The organism is Paraburkholderia humisilvae, assembly GCF_902859855.1.
GTDB classification, from domain to species: Bacteria; Pseudomonadota; Gammaproteobacteria; order Burkholderiales; family Burkholderiaceae; genus Paraburkholderia; species Paraburkholderia humisilvae.
In genome coordinates, this window is record NZ_CADIKH010000515.1 from 1 (window position 1) to 507 (window position 507).

Below are 507 nucleotides of genomic sequence, written 5' to 3' on the forward strand. Positions count from 1 at the left end.
CTGGTCGCTCAGGAAAACCTGAACGCTTCCGGCAGCGCACTGTCGCAGGCGATCACCCGTCTGTCGTCGGGTAAGCGCATTAACAGCGCGGCGGACGACGCAGCGGGCCTCGCGATCTCGACCTCGCTGCAAACGCAGATCAACGGTCTGAACCAGGGCGTGTCGAACGCCAACAACGGCGTGTCGCTGGTGCAAACGGCCAGCACGGGCCTGGCGCAGATCACGTCGAGTCTGCAGCGTATTCGCCAGCTGGCGGGTGAAGCGACGGGCGGCACGCTGACGGCGGCCAACCAGGCAGCACTGCAACAGGAAGTGGCGCAACAGATTCAGGAAGTGAACCGTATTGCTTCGCAGACGCAATTCAACGGCATCGGCCTGCTGAATGGTCAGGCTGGCCTGATCAACGTTCAGGTTGGCGCGAACGTCGGTCAGTCGGTTACGCTCGACCTGAGCCAGGGCGTGTCGGCGGCTTCGCTCGGCACCGGCTTCGTGCAGTCGGGCGACACG

The 507-nt window shown here is 64.1% G+C and carries 1 protein-coding gene; it reads left to right on the forward strand.

What is annotated here, in order from left to right:
- Positions 1-507 (forward strand): flagellin N-terminal helical domain-containing protein (locus HV796_RS43300; RefSeq protein ID WP_484555929.1); only part of this gene is annotated, 507 nt, incomplete at both ends.